The organism is Streptomyces sp. NPDC002698 (genome assembly GCF_042888945.1).
Taxonomy (GTDB): domain Bacteria; phylum Actinomycetota; class Actinomycetes; order Streptomycetales; family Streptomycetaceae; genus Streptomyces.
Genome location: NZ_JBIAQM010000001.1, coordinates 290858 through 306236, shown reverse-complemented (window position 1 = coordinate 306236; position 15379 = coordinate 290858). Strand labels below are relative to the sequence as shown.

General features: G+C 68.5%; 13 protein-coding genes and 1 riboswitch. Of the genes, 7 read left to right on the top strand and 6 right to left on the bottom strand.

The window, feature by feature from the left end:
• Window positions 1-2: 2 nt before the first annotated feature.
• From ACFYW9_RS01345 to ACFYW9_RS01335, 3 genes are all read right to left on the bottom strand, one after another.
• Window positions 3-878: a carbohydrate ABC transporter permease gene (locus ACFYW9_RS01345; protein ID WP_389143087.1), complete on the bottom strand. Its 876-nt coding sequence runs from the start codon at window positions 876-878 to the stop codon at window positions 3-5.
• On the bottom strand, window positions 875-1864 hold the full coding sequence (locus ACFYW9_RS01340; protein WP_351859231.1) for a sugar ABC transporter permease: 990 nt from the start codon (window positions 1862-1864) through the stop codon (window positions 875-877). The genes ACFYW9_RS01345 and ACFYW9_RS01340 overlap by 4 nt, the downstream gene beginning before the upstream one ends.
• A 159-nt stretch (window positions 1865-2023) precedes the next feature.
• Window positions 2024-3307, bottom strand: a complete 1284-nt coding sequence (locus ACFYW9_RS01335; protein WP_351859229.1) for an extracellular solute-binding protein — start codon at window positions 3305-3307, stop codon at window positions 2024-2026.
• Between the two features lie 437 nt (window positions 3308-3744).
• Between ACFYW9_RS01335 and ACFYW9_RS01330 the strand changes: the two genes are divergently transcribed.
• The 7 genes from ACFYW9_RS01330 to ACFYW9_RS01300 all read left to right on the top strand — a co-directional run bounded on the left by ACFYW9_RS01330 (window position 3745) and on the right by ACFYW9_RS01300 (window position 11833).
• Window positions 3745-4509 (top strand): GntR family transcriptional regulator, encoded by a 765-nt coding sequence (locus ACFYW9_RS01330; protein WP_326785595.1) that lies wholly within the window; start codon window positions 3745-3747, stop codon window positions 4507-4509.
• A gap of 263 nt (window positions 4510-4772) precedes the next feature.
• A complete protein-coding gene (locus tag ACFYW9_RS01325; protein WP_328448405.1) occupies window positions 4773-5036 on the top strand; it encodes a DUF3311 domain-containing protein in 264 nt (87 codons plus the stop codon).
• Window positions 5033-6643 carry a monocarboxylate uptake permease MctP gene (gene mctP, locus ACFYW9_RS01320; RefSeq protein ID WP_389143080.1) on the top strand — a complete coding sequence of 537 codons (1611 nt, stop codon included), beginning with the start codon at window positions 5033-5035 and terminating at the stop codon, window positions 6641-6643. Before ACFYW9_RS01325 ends, mctP begins: the two co-directional genes overlap by 4 nt.
• Window positions 6644-6763: 120 nt before the next feature.
• On the top strand, window positions 6764-7285 hold the full coding sequence (locus ACFYW9_RS01315; protein ID WP_351859224.1) for a GNAT family N-acetyltransferase: 522 nt from the start codon (window positions 6764-6766) through the stop codon (window positions 7283-7285).
• A gap of 52 nt (window positions 7286-7337) precedes the next feature.
• A riboswitch (cobalamin riboswitch) is annotated at window positions 7338-7487 on the top strand.
• 135 nt (window positions 7488-7622) lie between these two features.
• Window positions 7623-10004 carry a ribonucleoside-diphosphate reductase subunit alpha gene (locus tag ACFYW9_RS01310; RefSeq protein WP_389143077.1) on the top strand — a complete coding sequence of 794 codons (2382 nt, stop codon included), beginning with the start codon at window positions 7623-7625 and terminating at the stop codon, window positions 10002-10004.
• Window positions 10004-11053: a ribonucleotide-diphosphate reductase subunit beta gene (locus tag ACFYW9_RS01305; RefSeq protein WP_389143074.1), complete on the top strand. Its 1050-nt coding sequence runs from the start codon at window positions 10004-10006 to the stop codon at window positions 11051-11053. Before ACFYW9_RS01310 ends, ACFYW9_RS01305 begins: the two co-directional genes overlap by 1 nt.
• A gap of 297 nt (window positions 11054-11350) precedes the next feature.
• A complete protein-coding gene (locus tag ACFYW9_RS01300; protein WP_389143071.1) occupies window positions 11351-11833 on the top strand; it encodes a hypothetical protein in 483 nt (160 codons plus the stop codon).
• Between the two features lie 72 nt (window positions 11834-11905).
• Here the strand turns inward: ACFYW9_RS01300 and ACFYW9_RS01295 are convergent, their stop codons facing one another.
• The 3 genes from ACFYW9_RS01295 to def all read right to left on the bottom strand — a co-directional run bounded on the left by ACFYW9_RS01295 (window position 11906) and on the right by def (window position 15343).
• A complete protein-coding gene (locus ACFYW9_RS01295; protein ID WP_389143068.1) occupies window positions 11906-13276 on the bottom strand; it encodes a cytochrome P450 in 1371 nt (456 codons plus the stop codon).
• Window positions 13273-14352, bottom strand: a complete 1080-nt coding sequence (cyc1, locus tag ACFYW9_RS01290; protein ID WP_389143065.1) for an epi-isozizaene synthase — start codon at window positions 14350-14352, stop codon at window positions 13273-13275. Before cyc1 ends, ACFYW9_RS01295 begins: the two co-directional genes overlap by 4 nt.
• 340 nt (window positions 14353-14692) lie before the next feature.
• On the bottom strand, window positions 14693-15343 hold the full coding sequence (gene def / locus ACFYW9_RS01285; protein WP_351859212.1) for a peptide deformylase: 651 nt from the start codon (window positions 15341-15343) through the stop codon (window positions 14693-14695).
• Window positions 15344-15379 lie beyond the last annotated feature (36 nt).

Here is a 15379-nt window from a genome sequence, read left to right as displayed (position 1 = left end):
CGTTATCCCTTCACGGCGCCAGCGGTCAGACCCGCGGCCATCTTGCGCTGGACGAGGAGGAACAGGACGACGATCGGCACGGCCATCATGGTGGCTCCGGCCATCATCGGGGCGTACTCGGTGCCGTGCTTGGTGGTGAAGTTGCCGAGCCAGACCGTGGCGGTCTGGTTCTGCTGGCTCAGCAGCATGAGGGCGTAGAGGTACTCGTTCCAGGCCTGGATGAAGGCGTAGACGGACGTCGCGACCATGCCGGGGGCCAGCAGCGGGAAGACCACGCGGATGAAGGCGCCGGTGCGGCTGCATCCGTCGACCATCGCCGCCTCCTCCAGCTCCTTCGGGATGTTGACGATGAAACCGCGCAGCGTCCACACCGTGAAGGGGAGGATGAAGGTCAGGTACGTGAGGATCAGACCGGAGAGCTTGTCGTACTGGTGCAGGTCGTTCAGCAGCAGGAAGACCGGGATGATCATGGCCACGAGCGGGATCATCTGGACCGCGAGGATGCCCACGATCACGACCTTGCGGCCGCGGAAGGCGAAGCGGGAGATGGCCAGCGCGGCCAGCATCCCGACGACGACGCCGATCACGACCACCGCGACGGACACGATCAGGCTGCGGCCCACAGGGCCCCAGAAGTCGGCGATGTCCAGCGCGCGGCGGAAGTTGTCGAGCGTGAACCCGGTGGGGAACAGGCTCGGATCGGGGTCGATGGCGTCCTTGGCCGGCTTGACCGCCGTGTTGAGCATCCAGTAGACGGGGAAGCCCGCGGTGAGGAAGACGACCAGGCCGAGCAGGTTCCAGCCGAGCTTGGACTTGCGGGGCCGGGAGGACTTCCGCCCCGTGGCGGACGTACGCCCGGACGTGGCGACGGCACTCATTCGACCTCTCCGATCTGCAGCATCTGGCGCATGTACACGGCGACCACGCCCAGGAGCAGCAGCACGGTCAGCACCGCGATCGCCGATCCCTGCGCGTAGTCGTTGACGACGAAGGCGCGGTCGTACGAGTACGTGGTGAGCAACTGGAACTCCGCCTCCGGGTGGCCGCCCCGCATGACGAAGACCTGCGGGAAGACGCCCATGTCCCAGATGACGGAGAGGGTCGTCAGCATGACGATGATCGGCTTGAGGATCGGCAGCGTGACATGGCGGAAGACGCCCCAGGCACCCGCGCCGTCGAGCCGTGCGGCCTCCTCCAGCTCGGCGGGGACCTGGGTGAGTCCGGCGCTGAGCGTGATGACCACGAAGGGCACCGCGCCCCAGACGACCAGGAGCATGATCACGCTCAGGCCCTGCGTCCCGCTGGCGAACCAGTTGTGGCCGACCATGTCGACGCCGGGCAGCTTGCTGAGCAGCGCGTTGAAGACGCCGTAGTCGGAGTCGAAGAGCCACTTGAAGACGGTGGTGGCCACGATGATGGGCATGCCCCAGCTCGCCACCAGCACGATGTTGATCAGCGTCTTCACCCAGCCGGACACCCGCTGGAGGAGCAGCGCGATCAGCATGCCGATGACCATGGTGAAGACGACGGCCCCGCCGGCGAACAGGACGGTCCGGACGACCACCGCCCAGAACTCGCTGTCCGAGAGCACGCCCTTGAAGTTGTCGAAGCCGACCGACTCGGCCGGCTGGAAGCCCCAGAGCTGGGACTGCCCGAACTTCTGGAAGGAGAGCGTGACCAGGCGCACCAGCGGATAGCCGAGGACGAGCGCGAGGATCAGCAGGCACGGGGCGAGCAGGGCCCAGGGGGCCGCCGCCGCACCCGAGGTACGCCTGGCGCGTGGCGCCTTCGCGACGGCCGGTGGTGGTGCCTGCCGCGGTGGCGGCACCTTCTTGGCAGGGGTGGTCGTGTCTGCGGCACTCATCGCGCGCTCCTCAGCGGTCCCTCAGGTCGTACGAAAGCGAAGGCTCGAAAGCGAAGGCCCGCACGGCCGGGCGTCAGGGGGTGAGTCCCTGGCCGGGCCGTACGGGAGGCAGGGCCCCGTCCCTCCGCGAAGGAGGACCGACGGGGCCCTGCTCTCAGGTCACTTGGTGTTGATGACCTTGTCGATCGCGGCGTCCGCTTCCTTCGCGGCGTCCGCGACCGACTTCTTGCCGGTGCCGATGTTCTGCAGCATGGTCTGCAGGACCTGGGCCTTCTCGACCTGACCCCAGCCCGGCGCCATCGGGACGAACCAGCTGGACTCGGCCGCGGTGGCCGGAACGGCCGTCGCCGGGTCGCTCTGCAGGCTGACCAGGTCGGTCTTGTTGTTGGGCAGGTTGCCCTTGCCCATGAGGTACTTCTGGCCCTTGGCGCCGGTGAACGCGTTGATCCACTCGGCGGCGACGGCCTGCGCCTTCGACTTCACCGGGACGGCGAGGTCGGAGCCGCCCAGGAAGACCGGGAGGTTCTTGCCGGACGGGCCGGGCATCACGAAGTTCTCGAGGTTGCCCTTGAGCTTGCCGGTCTTGTCGCTCTTCGGGTCCTCGGCGGTCGCGCCCTCCCAGGCGGCACCGAAGATCATGCCGGACTTGCCCTGGCCGTAGACGATGTAACGGTCGGACTCGTCCTTGGTCTTGTCGCCGTGCATGTACTTGTCGACGATGGTCTTGAACTCGTTGAGCCCCTTGACCGACTCGGGCGAGGAGAGGTTGGCCTTCCACGTGCCGCCCTCCTCCTTCGCGATGGAGCCGCCGGCGTCGTAGACGAAGGACATGGCCGCGTACCAGTCGCGGGTGGGCTGGTACCAGGCGCTGAACTTGGCGCCCTGCTTCTTCTGGATCTTGTCCAGGTCGGAGGTGAGCTCCGCGTACGTCTTCGGCGCGGACTTCACGCCGGCCGAGGCGGCGATGTCCTTGCGCCAGTTGCCGACGCGGCCACCGGCGTAGTACGGCACGCCGTAGGTCTTGCCGTCGTAGGTCACGGACTCCTTGAGGCCGTCCAGCCAGGCGTCCGAGTTCTCGAACTTCGAGGCGTCGAGGGGAGCGAAGGCGCCCTTGACCATGTAGCCGAGCATCTCGGTGTTGCCCATCTCGACCACGTCCGGCGCCTTGTCGGTGGCGAGGACCGCGTCGAGCTTGGTGTTCTTGTCCGGCCAGCCGTAGTACTCGTGCTTGATCTTGATGCCGGGGTGCTTCGCCTCGATCGCCGTGTCGGCCTGCTTGACCAGGTCGGGCCAGTTGTTCTGCGCGTCGACCGTGAGCCAGACCGTCAGCTCCTTGGCGTCCGCGCCCTTGTCCGACCCCCCGGACTTGTCGTCGTTGCCGCACGCCGCGACGGAGAACATCATGCCCGCGATACCGATCGCGGCTATCAGCTTGCGCTTCACGCCACCCTCCTCAGGGATGCCACAAACCCCCCTGCTCCCCGCGGTGACATACGCCGTGTACCGCCCGTGGGGCCGGGACTGGACCAATGGTGTAGACCAGTACCGGGAGCTTGGCCTAGACCTAGGGGGGTGTCAAGGGTGTGTAAGCCCGTCCAGTCGGCCGTTATGGGACCTACATATGCAAGGACCTTTAAGTAGCCAAGCGGCACAAATTACGGACCCGTCCGCGGCCTGCGGAGGAACCATCCCCGGTCCGCCCGCGCCGAGTTCGACGGCACCGTCTGCGCGCGATGGACTAGACCAACGGGTACGCCGACGGTATATAGAGGGGATCACGGAGCGTGCGGGGAACACGCGCGCAACAAGCCGTGCCACGATGTGGGGCGTGGCCGACGACATGGCGGCCGCTTCGGCATCCGGAGCCGGGAAGGCAGAGCATGAGCACCGACGTCAGCAGTGCGGAGAACGAGGGTGGGGCGCCCATCCGTACCGCGCGCGTGCCCAAGTACTACCGCCTCAAGAAGCATCTGCTCGACATGACGGAGACGCTGCCGCCCGGTACGCCGGTACCGCCGGAGCGGACCCTCGCCGCCGAGTTCGACACCTCGCGCACCACGGTGCGGCAGGCCCTTCAGGAGCTGGTCGTCGAGGGGCGTCTCGAACGCATCCAGGGCAAGGGCACCTTCGTCGCCAAGCCGAAGGTCTCCCAGGCGCTCCAACTGACCTCGTACACCGAGGACATGCGGGCCCAGGGCCTCGAACCGACCTCACAGCTGCTGGACATCGGCTACATCACCGCGGACGACGCCCTCGCCGGCCTGCTCGACATCACCGCCGGGGGCCGGGTGCTGCGCATCGAGCGGCTGCGCCTCGCGAGCGGCGAGCCCATGGCCATCGAGACCACCCATCTCTCCGCCAAGCGTTTCCCCGCCCTGCGCAGGTCGCTGGTCAAGTACACCTCCCTCTACACCGCGCTGGCCGAGGTGTACGACGTCCACCTCGCCGAGGCCGAGGAGACCATCGAGACCTCGCTGGCGACCCCGCGCGAGGCCGGGCTGCTGGGCACCGATGTGGGCCTGCCCATGCTGATGCTCTCCCGCCACTCGATCGACCGGCAGGGCGAGCCGGTGGAATGGGTGCGGTCGGTGTACCGGGGCGACCGGTACAAGTTCGTCGCCCGCCTCAAGCGCCCGCAGGACTGATCCGGACGGCGCCGCCGCGGACCGGACCGTACCGATCCGGACGGCGCCCACGCGGACCGGACCGGACGGCGCCGACGAACGGATCCGGACACACCGTCAGGCGCCGTACCCGCCCGAGGGGTTCCGCCGCTGCTGAGGGCGTGTGCGCCCCGACACCGACCCTTCACATCAGCCGTCCGGGCGGGGTGGTTCCCTAAAGCCGAACCGTCCCCTAGATTGCCTGCGCGTTGCTCAGGTGATCGATGAGGGGACGGAGCCGCCCTATGTCAGACCTGCCCGAAGTGAAACCACCAGTGGTGACACCGGTACGTGTGGTGATCGCCCTCTGTCTGCTCGCGCCCTTCGGGGCGATGCTGTGGGTCGGCTCCTACACGAAGACCGACCCGGCGTTCATCGGCATCCCGTTCTTCTACTGGTACCAACTGCTGTGGGTACCCCTTTCCACGCTGCTGACGGTGGTCGCGTACCAGCTCTGGCGACGTGACCAGCGGGCCCGCACCTCGGCGAAGGAAGGTGCGGAGGCATGAAGGACGGTGTGAACGGCGTCGCCCTCGGCGTCTTCGTCTTCTTCTTCCTGGCCGTCACGGTCATGGGCTTCCTGGCCGCGCGGTGGCGCAGAGCCGCCGACGAGCACACCCTCGACGAGTGGGGCCTGGGCGGACGGTCCTTCGGCACCTGGGTGACCTGGTTCCTGCTCGGCGGCGACCTCTACACGGCGTACACCTTCGTCGCGGTGCCCGCGGCGATCTACGCGGCGGGCGCGGCCGGCTTCTTCGCCGTGCCGTACACGATCCTGGTCTATCCGCTGATCTTCACCTTCCTGCCCCGCCTGTGGTCGGTCTCCCACCGGCACGGCTACGTGACGACCTCGGACTTCGTGCGCGGCCGCTTCGGCTCCAAGGGCCTGTCCCTCGCCGTGGCCGTCACCGGCATCCTGGCCACCATGCCGTACATCGCGCTCCAGCTCGTCGGCATCCAGGCCGTCCTGGACGTGATGGGCGTGGGCGGAGGCGACAGCACCAACTGGCTCGTCAAGGACCTGCCGCTCCTCATCGCCTTCGGCGTGCTGGCCGCGTACACCTACTCCTCGGGCCTGCGGGCCCCCGCTCTGATCGCGTTCGTGAAGGACGCCCTGATCTACATCGTGATCGCGGTGGCCGTCATCTACATCCCGATCAAGCTGGGCGGCTTCGACGAGATCTTCAAGGCGGCGAGCGACAAGTACACGGCCGCGGGCGCCGGGGGGCTCGTCCCCGCCCAGGCGGGCCAGTGGACGTACGCCACCCTCGCGCTCGGCTCGGCGCTGGCGCTGTTCATGTATCCGCACTCGGTCACGGCGACGCTGTCCAGCCGCAGCCGGGAGGTGATCCGCCGCAACACGACGATCCTGCCGCTGTACTCGCTGATGCTGGGCCTGCTCGCCCTGCTCGGGTTCATGGCGATCGCGGCCGGCGTCAAGGTCACCAACGGCCAGCTCGCCATCCCCCAGCTCTTCGAGAACATGTTCCCCGACTGGTTCGCGGGCGTCGCCTTCGCCGCCATCGGTATCGGCGCGCTCGTCCCGGCGGCCATCATGTCGATCGCGGCCGCGAACCTCTTCACCCGCAACATCTACAAGGACTTCATCAACCCGGCCGCGACCCCGCGACAGGAGACCAAGGTCTCCAAGCTGGTCTCGCTCCTGGTGAAGGTGGGCGCGCTGGTCTTCGTCCTGACCATGGACAAGACCGTCGCGATCAACTTCCAGCTGCTGGGCGGCATCTGGATCCTGCAGACCTTCCCCTCCCTGGTCGGCGGGCTGTTCACCCGCTGGTTCCACCGCTGGGCGCTGCTGGGCGGCTGGGCGGTCGGCATGCTCTACGGCACGATCGCCGCCTACGGTGTGGCCTCGCCGACCCAGAAGCACTTCGGCGGCAGCTCGAAGGAGATCCCGGGGATCGGGGAGATCGGCTACATCGGCCTGACGGCGTTCGTCCTGAACGTGGCCGTGGCCGTCGTCCTGACCTTCGCCCTCAGGGCGTTCAAGGCCCCGGAGGGCGTGGACGAGACCTCGCCCGGCGACTACACGGCCGACGCGGGCGACCCGGGCGTCGAGACGGAGCTCCCGCCGGCCACGGCGGACGCGAGCCACTAGGAGAGCGACACCTGTCCGGCCGCGAGGCCACGGGGCAGGTCCCGGCGACAGCCGGGAACGACGGGCCGCCGGTGGAAACCCGGCGGCCCGTCGCCGTGCCGGTCGGGCACACTCACCCGCATGGACATCGTCATCCGGCCCGCGCGGCCCGAGGAGTACCCCACGGTGGCCGAGATCACGGCCGAGGCCTATCTCGGCGACGGACTGCTCGACTTCGGGGAGAGCGACCGGTACCTCGGAAAGCTGCGGGACGTCGCGGGGCGCGCGGCCGTCTCCGAAGTGCTGGTCGCCGTGGACGGGGAGCGGGTGCTCGGCAGTGTGACCTTCGTGACGGACGGCAGCCCCATGGCCGACTTCGCGCGCGCCGGGGAGGCCGAGATCCGGATGCTCGCGGTCGCCCGGGAGGCACGCGGCCGGGGGGCCGGTGAGGCCCTCGTGCGCGCCTGTGTCGGGCGGGCACGGGCTCTGGAGGGCGGCTGCACGCGCGTGGTGCTGTCCACCCAGGGCAGCATGCGCAGCGCCCACCGCGTCTACGAGCGCGTGGGCTTCACCCGCACGCCCGACCGCGACTGGAACCCGCTTCCGGAGCTCGACGACATCCGGCTGCTCACTTACGAGTTGACGCTCCGGCACACTCCGTAGCGCTCTTCGGCACCAAGCGGACACAAGATGTGGGGGCAGTCCCGAAGCCCGGCACAAGATGTATGCTCAAGGTCGCTGTCGCCGCAGGGGAATCCGGTGCGAATCCGGAACTGTCCCGCAACGGTGTACTTGTGCGTGTTCGCGTGTTCGCGTGCCCGCTCTCGTGTCAGTCCGAGGACCTGCCGACAGCGCGCCCCGGCCGTCCGGCCCGGGTGCCGACGACGTCCGGGCCTCGCGGAATGGGCTGGTGGACGCGTGGTGCGCTGCTGCCCTGAAGCGCTCCCGTGTGCCCCGCTCCTGCCCGCAAGGCCCCGTGCCGAGCGAGGGAGATCCCCACGTGACCATCGCGCCAGCCGATCCGGCTTCAGTGACCGCGCAGCAGGCCCGGGTGGAGACCGACGGTCCCGGAACCGCGCTGCTGCGGACCCTGACCGGTCTCACCGCCGACCTCCCCGACGCCGACCCCGGCCGGGTCGCCGCCGCGGCGCTGCGCGGCCGGTCCGCCCGCGCCGACGAGGCCGAGCTGCGCGAACTGGCCACCGAGGCGGCCGCGGGTCTCATCTCCGAGGACCCCGTCTACTCCCGGCTCGCCGCCCGCCTGCTGGCGATCACCATCACCGAGGAGGCCGCCTCCCAGGGCGTCACGACCTTCTCCGAGTCGGTGGCCGTCGGCCACCGCGAGGGCCTGATCGCCGACCGCACGGCCGAGTTCGTCCGGCTGCACACGGCCCGTCTCGACGCGCTGGTCGACTCCGAGGGCGACGACCGCTTCGGCTACTTCGGGCTGCGCACGCTGCACAGCCGCTACCTGCTCCGGCACCCGATCACCCGCAAGGTCGTCGAGACGCCCCAGCACTTCATGCTCCGGGTGGCGTCCGGCCTCGCCGAGGACGACACCGCCCGCTCGGTGGACGAGGTCGCCGCGCTCTACCGGCTGATGAGCCGCCTCGACTACCTCCCCTCCTCCCCCACGCTCTTCAACTCCGGTACGCGGCACCCGCAGATGTCGTCCTGCTACCTCCTCGACTCCCCGCTGGACGAGCTGGACTCCATCTACGACCGCTATCACCAGGTGGCACGCCTGTCGAAGCACGCGGGCGGCATCGGCCTTTCGTACTCCCGCATCCGTTCGCGCGGTTCGCTGATCCGCGGCACCAACGGGCACTCCAACGGCATCGTCCCGTTCCTCAAGACGCTCGACGCCTCGGTCGCCGCGGTGAACCAGGGCGGCCGGCGCAAGGGCGCGGCCGCGGTGTACCTGGAGACCTGGCACTCCGACATCGAGGAGTTCCTGGAGCTGCGCGACAACACCGGTGAGGACGCCCGGCGTACGCACAACCTGAACCTCGCGCACTGGATCCCGGACGAGTTCATGCGCCGGGTGAACGAGGACGGCGTCTGGTCGCTGTTCTCCCCCGCCGACGTGCCGGAGCTGGTCGACCTGTGGGGCGACGAGTTCGACGCCGCGTACCGCAAGGCCGAGGAGGCGGGCCTCGCGAAGAAGACCATCCCGGCCCGCGACCTGTACGGCCGCATGATGCGCACCCTCGCGCAGACCGGCAACGGCTGGATGACCTTCAAGGACGCCGCCAACCGCACCGCCAACCAGACGGCGGAGCCGGGTCACACCGTCCACTCCTCGAACCTGTGCACCGAGATCCTGGAGGTCACGGACGACGGGGAGACGGCGGTCTGCAACCTGGGCTCGGTCAACCTGGGCGCGTTCGTCGTCGGTGACGGCATCGACTGGGAGCGCCTCGACGAGACCGTGCGCACCGCGGTCACCTTCCTCGACCGTGTCGTGGACATCAACTTCTACCCGACCGAGCAGGCGGGCCGCTCCAACGCCAAGTGGCGTCCGGTGGGCCTCGGCGCGATGGGTCTCCAGGACGTCTTCTTCAAGCTGCGGCTGCCCTTCGACTCTCCCGAGGCCCGCGCGCTGTCCACTCGGATCGCCGAGCGCATCATGCTCGCCTCCTACGAGGCGTCCGCGGACCTCGCCGAGCGCAACGGGCCCCTCCCGGCCTGGGAGAAGACCCGTACCGCCCGTGGCGTCCTGCACCCGGACCACTTCGACGTCGAGCTGAACTGGCCGGAGCGCTGGGCGGCCCTGCGGCAGCGGATCGCCGAGGTCGGCATGCGCAACTCGCTGCTCCTGGCCATCGCGCCGACCGCGACCATCGCGTCCATCGCGGGCGTGTACGAGTGCATCGAGCCGCAGGTGTCGAACCTGTTCAAGCGCGAGACGCTCTCCGGCGAGTTCCTCCAGGTCAACTCCTACCTGGTGGCCGAGCTGAAGAAGCTCGGCGTGTGGGACGCGCAGACCCGTGAGGCGCTGCGCGAGTCCAGCGGCTCGGTGCAGGGCTTCACCTGGGTCCCGCAGGACGTCCGCGACCTGTACCGCACGGCGTGGGAGATCCCGCAGCGCGGCCTGATCGACATGGCCGCCGCCCGGACCCCGTTCCTGGACCAGGCCCAGTCGCTGAACCTGTTCCTGGAGACGCCGACCATCGGCAAGCTCTCCTCGATGTACTCCTACGCCTGGAAGTCGGGCCTGAAGACGACGTACTACCTGCGTTCCCGCCCGGCGACGCGCATCGCCCGCGCGGCCCAGGCACAGGCGCAGCCCGAGAAGACCATCCCCGTCCAGCAGGCCGCCGACCCCGACGCCGTCGCCTGCTCTCTGGAAAACCCCGAGTCCTGCGAGGCCTGCCAGTAATGAGCGACACCACCATCGAGAAGGCCGTGTCCGAGAAGGCCGCGTCCGAGAAGAACCTGCTCGACCCGGGCTTCGAACTGACTCTCCGCCCCATGCGCTACCCGGACTTCTACGAGCGCTACCGGGACGCGATCAAGAACACCTGGACCGTCGAGGAGGTCGACCTCCACTCGGACGTCGCCGACCTCGCGAAGCTGACGCCGGGTGAGCAGCACATGATCGGCCGGCTGGTCGCGTTCTTCGCGACGGGCGACTCGATCGTGTCGAACAACCTCGTGCTGACGCTGTACAAGCACATCAACTCCCCCGAGGCGCGGCTCTACCTGAGCCGTCAGCTCTTCGAGGAGGCCGTGCACGTCCAGTTCTATCTGACGCTGCTCGACACCTATCTGCCCGACCCGGAGGACCGCGCGGCGGCCTTCGACGCGGTCGAGAACATCCCCTCCATCCGCGAGAAGGCGCAGTTCTGCTTCAAGTGGATGGACTCGGTGGAGAAGCTGGACCGGCTGGAGAGCAAGGCCGACCGCCGCCGCTTCCTGCTGAACCTGATCTGCTTCGCCGCGTGCATCGAGGGACTCTTCTTCTACGGGGCCTTCGCGTACGTCTACTGGTTCCGCAGCCGGGGTCTGCTGCACGGCCTGGCGACCGGCACCAACTGGGTGTTCCGCGACGAGACGATGCACATGAGCTTCGCCTTCGAGGTCGTCGACACCGTCCGCAAGGAGGAGCCGGAGCTCTTCGACGACCTGCTCCAGGAGCAGGTGACCGACATGCTGCGCGAGGCCGTCGAGGCGGAGCTGCAGTTCGGCCGCGACCTGTGCGGCGAGGGTCTGCCGGGCATGAACACCGACTCGATGCGGCAGTACCTGGAGTGCGTGGCGGACCAGCGCCTCCAGCGGCTGGGCTTCGCGCCGGTGTACGGCTCGGAGAACCCGTTCTCCTTCATGGAGCTCCAGGGTGTCCAGGAGCTGACGAACTTCTTCGAGCGCCGGCCGTCCGCGTACCAGGTCGCGGTGGAGGGCACCGTCGACTTCGACGAGGACTTCTGACCGTTCCGGTCGTCCTGACCGTTCGTCACCGATGAGAGCCGGGCCGCCCTGTGCGGCCCGGCTCTCGTCACGTCCTGCCCCCGTGCCCCGTGCCTCCTTGGCCGGCTCGGCCGTCACGCTGAAGTCCAGCGGCGTCGGGACTCCTCGCTCCGGACCGGCTTCGTCGTGGACGGCACCGCCCCGACGACCGGCCGAACCGCGCGGGGCCCCGGCCGCCGAGGTGGCCGGGGCCCTGTCGTGCGCGGGGACGGATCCTGATCCCCCGGTGGCACGTCCAACCCCCGAGGAGGCCACCCCATGCGCCGAACGACTCACACCCGGACCATCGCCCTCGCCACCCTGGCCCTGCTTCTCGCGGGCTGCGGCACACAGAGCGGAGGCGGCGCGGACGGGAGCGACACCGTGTCTCCGCCCCCGTCCTCGGCCTCGGCTCCGTCCCCGGCCCCGTCCCATCCGGACTGCGCGAAGGCCGAGGCCGAGCTCGGCGCCGCCGACACCGGCCACACGTACTGTCTGGCGCCCGGCGAGACGATCCGTGTCTCCCTGGACGGCACCACCAGCCGGCCCTGGGCTCCCGTGAAGAGCGACGGAAGCGGGCTGGAGGCCACCAACAGCGGGATCGTCCTCCAGCCGGGTGACGCGTCCGCCGCCTACCGGGCGGTCTCGGCGGGAACGGTCCGGCTGACCTCGTCCCGCCCGCTGTGCCCGAGCGATCCGGCCCGGGTCTCCTGCGACGGCCTTCAGGAGTGGACGGTCACCGTGGTCGTGCCGGAGGCGTGAGGACAGCGGCGCACGTCCGGGGCCCGAGGGCGGCCCGGACGTGCGCCGATGGAGGTACGGGGCCAAAAAGCCCTAGCGCGGCCGGGCCTTCAGCCGCAGGTCGTGGGGCCGCAGGGTGATGCCGACCCGGGTCGCGTCGCTGGACCCGGACACCGGCTCGAAGCGCCACCGGGACGCCACGGTGGCGGTGATCAGGGAGAGCAGCGCCATCGAGAAGTGGTCGCTCGGGCACTTGCGGTTGCCCACGCTGAAGGGGCGCATCGCGTACTTCGGGATGTCCTTGGAGCGTTCCGGAAGCCAGCGGTCGGGATCGAAATCCAGATGCTCCTCGTACGAACGGGGGTCGCGCTGGATCGCGTACGGGCTGTAGACGATGTCGGCACCGGCCGGAATGCGATAGCCGCCCAGCTCGGTTTCGGCCACCACGCGCCGCGTCAATATCCATACGGCCGGGCGTAAACGCATCGCCTCGACGACGACATTGTTCGTGTGCGACAGCTTCCGGACGTCACCGAATCCGACGGGCCGGTCTCCCGTGACGGACCGGACCTCTGCGGCCACTTTGTCCGCCTGTTCCGGATGTTCCGTCAAGACTTGAAGCAACCACATGATCGTGGAAGCGATGGTTTCACTGCCGGGAGTGAGGATCGCGACGACTTGGTCATGGATCTCCTGTTCGTCTATCGGGTCGCCGTCGTCGTTCTTCGCTTCCAGCAATGCCGTCAGCAAATCGTTCGGCTTTTGACCAGATGCCCGCCGCTCGTCGATGATCTCGTCGACGAGCGCGTGCAAATCGGCCAATGCGCGGTCGAATGCGCGTATCGAGGGAAGCGGGAGCCGGTAGAGCGGTCCCGCGGGTATGACCATACGGCGGTACATGCCCCGGAACACCGTGGCGAGCGCGAGGCTCAGCCGCTCGGCGCGCTCGTCCATGAACCGGCCGCGCAGCAGACAGCGGGCGGCGACACGGACCGCGACGCGGAACGACTCGGAGGTGCAGTCGACCGCCGCGCCGCTCTCCCAGCGCTCCGCGAACGCCTTCGACTCCTCCTCCATGATCGGGCCGTACTCGGGGATGATGTCGGCCCGGAACGCGGGCTGGATGGTCCGGCGCTGGCGCCGGTGCAGCGCTCCGTTGGCCGTGGCGACACCCTGCTTGCCCAGCAGGCCTTCGAGCGACTCCCACAGGGGGCCGCCGATCTCGTAGTCGGGGCTGAGCGCCAGCGCGCCGGTGAGCGCGGGGGTGGTGACGGCGTACACCGTCTTGGGTCCCATCCTGAGCCGGACGACATCGCCGTGGTCGCGCAGCCGGGCGAGGAAGCCCAGTGGGTCGCGGACCAGTTTCCAGCCGTGGCCGAGGACGGGCAGCCCTCCTCCGGCGAGGGGCGGGACGGACAGCTCCCGCACGTCGGGCATCTCGGGTCGTACCGCATCGACGGTCATTTCTCACCTGCCGCTTCATTGTTGACGTACGGGGGTGTGGAGCGGTCGTCCCAGCTGTCGACCATGTACCGGCCCGACTCGTGGTGGAACCAGTACACGGAGCTGAACCAGTTCCGCATGTTTCCGAGGCACGCCCTGACGGCGATGCTCGTCTCTTTTCCCCGGACCGTGCCGTCGGCGAGTAATTCGGCGAGCCGTGAGACGTCCTTCTCGGCGACGAGGAATTGTTCCACGCATTCCTCGACCCGCCGCCTCACTTCGGTGACGGCTTCTTCGAGTGTCAGTCCCTTGTGGTGAATGAGACTGATTCCGAGATTGTGGACCTCGTCGCCCGCTATTTCTTTGGGGAGCGAACAGAGGTCGTTGTACCAGGCGGCGAATTCCTGACTGAGCAATGCCGCCCGCTGGAATGCCGGATGCAGCCGCACCCCGGCGGGGAGTTCACGGCCGGCGCTCGGTTCCAGAAGGTCGGTCCAGATCTGGTGCGCGAAAGTGAGCCGACGGAGTTCCAGGTATTCCGCGACCGTGGGAATGGTGCCGGAGGCCCGGTTCCGGAACTCCCGGTCGTACGCGTCGATCACCGCGTGGAAGTGGAGCGCGAACCGTTTGTTCCAGTCCTCGCCGAGGAACGAGTACAACCGCACCATGCTGTCCGCGAACCCCGCGACCAGGGGGTCCTGGTGGTGCAGGTGGTCCCTGGGGGTGTCGAGGGCCGCATGAAGCCGGAGCCTGAGCTTCCGCCAGGCGCCCGCCCGGCCGTGGACGACATCGCGGTCGTGCCGGTCGTCCCAGACGAAGAACCACGCGCTGTAGTCCGCAATCGCCTGGAGGACGCCGTCGGGGGCGCCTATGTAGTAGCCCGCCATGAGGTCCGTGTAGCACAAGCCGTCCGCATACTCCTCGACCTTGTCCGCGGGCATCAGACGCTTTTCGAGGAGCCAGGTCCTGGTGTTCTCCTGAAGCCTCGGCCAATACGGATGCAGTCGACGGGGAAACTCGGACTCGATCACCGGGAGAGAGAGCGCCGGTGGTACCGCAAGCACTGTCGATGAAGAGCCGTATGAGAAAGCACGCACGAACAAACCCCTCTCAGCCGCCTGTTGACGTCACGCCCCTCCGGCTGTGCCGGGCGTGCGCCGTTGCGTATCCCCGCACTTCCCATTCAGCACCACAACTGACCGTTCTGGGAACGGATTTGGCCCACCGACTACGCGACCATGCCGAGAATCTCCCCTTGTGTGACTGAATCTGGATCACCGAAGGAGCACAAAGGATCGAACGCATGACGTACATGCGAACGGTGCCTGGTCAGGCGGATCACCTGTCCAGGCACCGTTCGGGTGGACCCACAAGAGACCGTGCGTCACGCCGGTCAATTTATGTCACAGCGGCGCCGGGCGCCCTGCGAAGGGAGGCTCAGCCGTTCGCCACGGTCGCGTAGCGAGGCTCGTTCTCGGCCATCTGCCGCAGCGCGTCCTTGCGGTCGCGCTTGGAGAGCCGGTCGATGTACAGGTACCCGTACAGATGGTCCGTCTCGTGCTGGAGGCAGCGCGCGAAGTAGCCCGTACCGCGCACCCGGACCGGGTTGCCCTTCTCGTCCTGCCCGGTGACCTCGGCGTAGTCGGGGCGGGCGAGCGGCGCGTAGGCGGTCGGCACCGACAGGCAGCCCTCGTTGCTCTCGTCCAGCTGACGCCGGTCGGCGGGCAGGTCGACCAGCTTCGGGTTGCAGACCACGCCGACGTGCCGGACGCCCTGGTCGTCCTGGCAGTCGTAGACGAAGACCTTCAGGTCGACGCCGATCTGATTGGCCGCCAGGCCCACGCCCTCGGCGGTGCGCTGGCTCGCGAACATGTCGGCGACCAGCTGGTCGAGCTCGTCGCCGAACTCGGTGACGTCCTTGCACTCCTTGTGCAGCACCGGGTTCCCGACCACCGTGATCGGGCGCGAGGTGCCGCGCTCGCGGTAGCCCGTCTCGCGCTCCTCGGCGTCCTCGGTGTCGATGACGAAGCCGTCGTCGTCCACGGGGAGCACGCCCACGTGCTGCTGATCGGTTTCCTGCTGCGCCATGACGACGTACGCCTTCCTCAGACCTTTGATTTATGC

Coding starts and splice junctions, on each gene's coding strand:
- mctP (WP_389143080.1), top strand. CDS start 5,033: ATGAAGGACGGTGTGAACGGCGTCGCCCTCGGCGTCTTCGTCTTCTTC.
- def (WP_351859212.1), bottom strand. CDS start 15,343: ATGGCGCAGCAGGAAACCGATCAGCAGCACGTGGGCGTGCTCCCCGTG.
- ACFYW9_RS01315 (WP_351859224.1), top strand. CDS start 6,764: ATGGACATCGTCATCCGGCCCGCGCGGCCCGAGGAGTACCCCACGGTG.
- ACFYW9_RS01345 (WP_389143087.1), bottom strand. CDS start 878: ATGAGTGCCGTCGCCACGTCCGGGCGTACGTCCGCCACGGGGCGGAAG.
- ACFYW9_RS01300 (WP_389143071.1), top strand. CDS start 11,351: ATGCGCCGAACGACTCACACCCGGACCATCGCCCTCGCCACCCTGGCC.
- ACFYW9_RS01295 (WP_389143068.1), bottom strand. CDS start 13,276: ATGACCGTCGATGCGGTACGACCCGAGATGCCCGACGTGCGGGAGCTG.
- ACFYW9_RS01325 (WP_328448405.1), top strand. CDS start 4,773: ATGTCAGACCTGCCCGAAGTGAAACCACCAGTGGTGACACCGGTACGT.
- ACFYW9_RS01305 (WP_389143074.1), top strand. CDS start 10,004: ATGAGCGACACCACCATCGAGAAGGCCGTGTCCGAGAAGGCCGCGTCC.
- ACFYW9_RS01340 (WP_351859231.1), bottom strand. CDS start 1,864: ATGAGTGCCGCAGACACGACCACCCCTGCCAAGAAGGTGCCGCCACCG.
- ACFYW9_RS01330 (WP_326785595.1), top strand. CDS start 3,745: ATGAGCACCGACGTCAGCAGTGCGGAGAACGAGGGTGGGGCGCCCATC.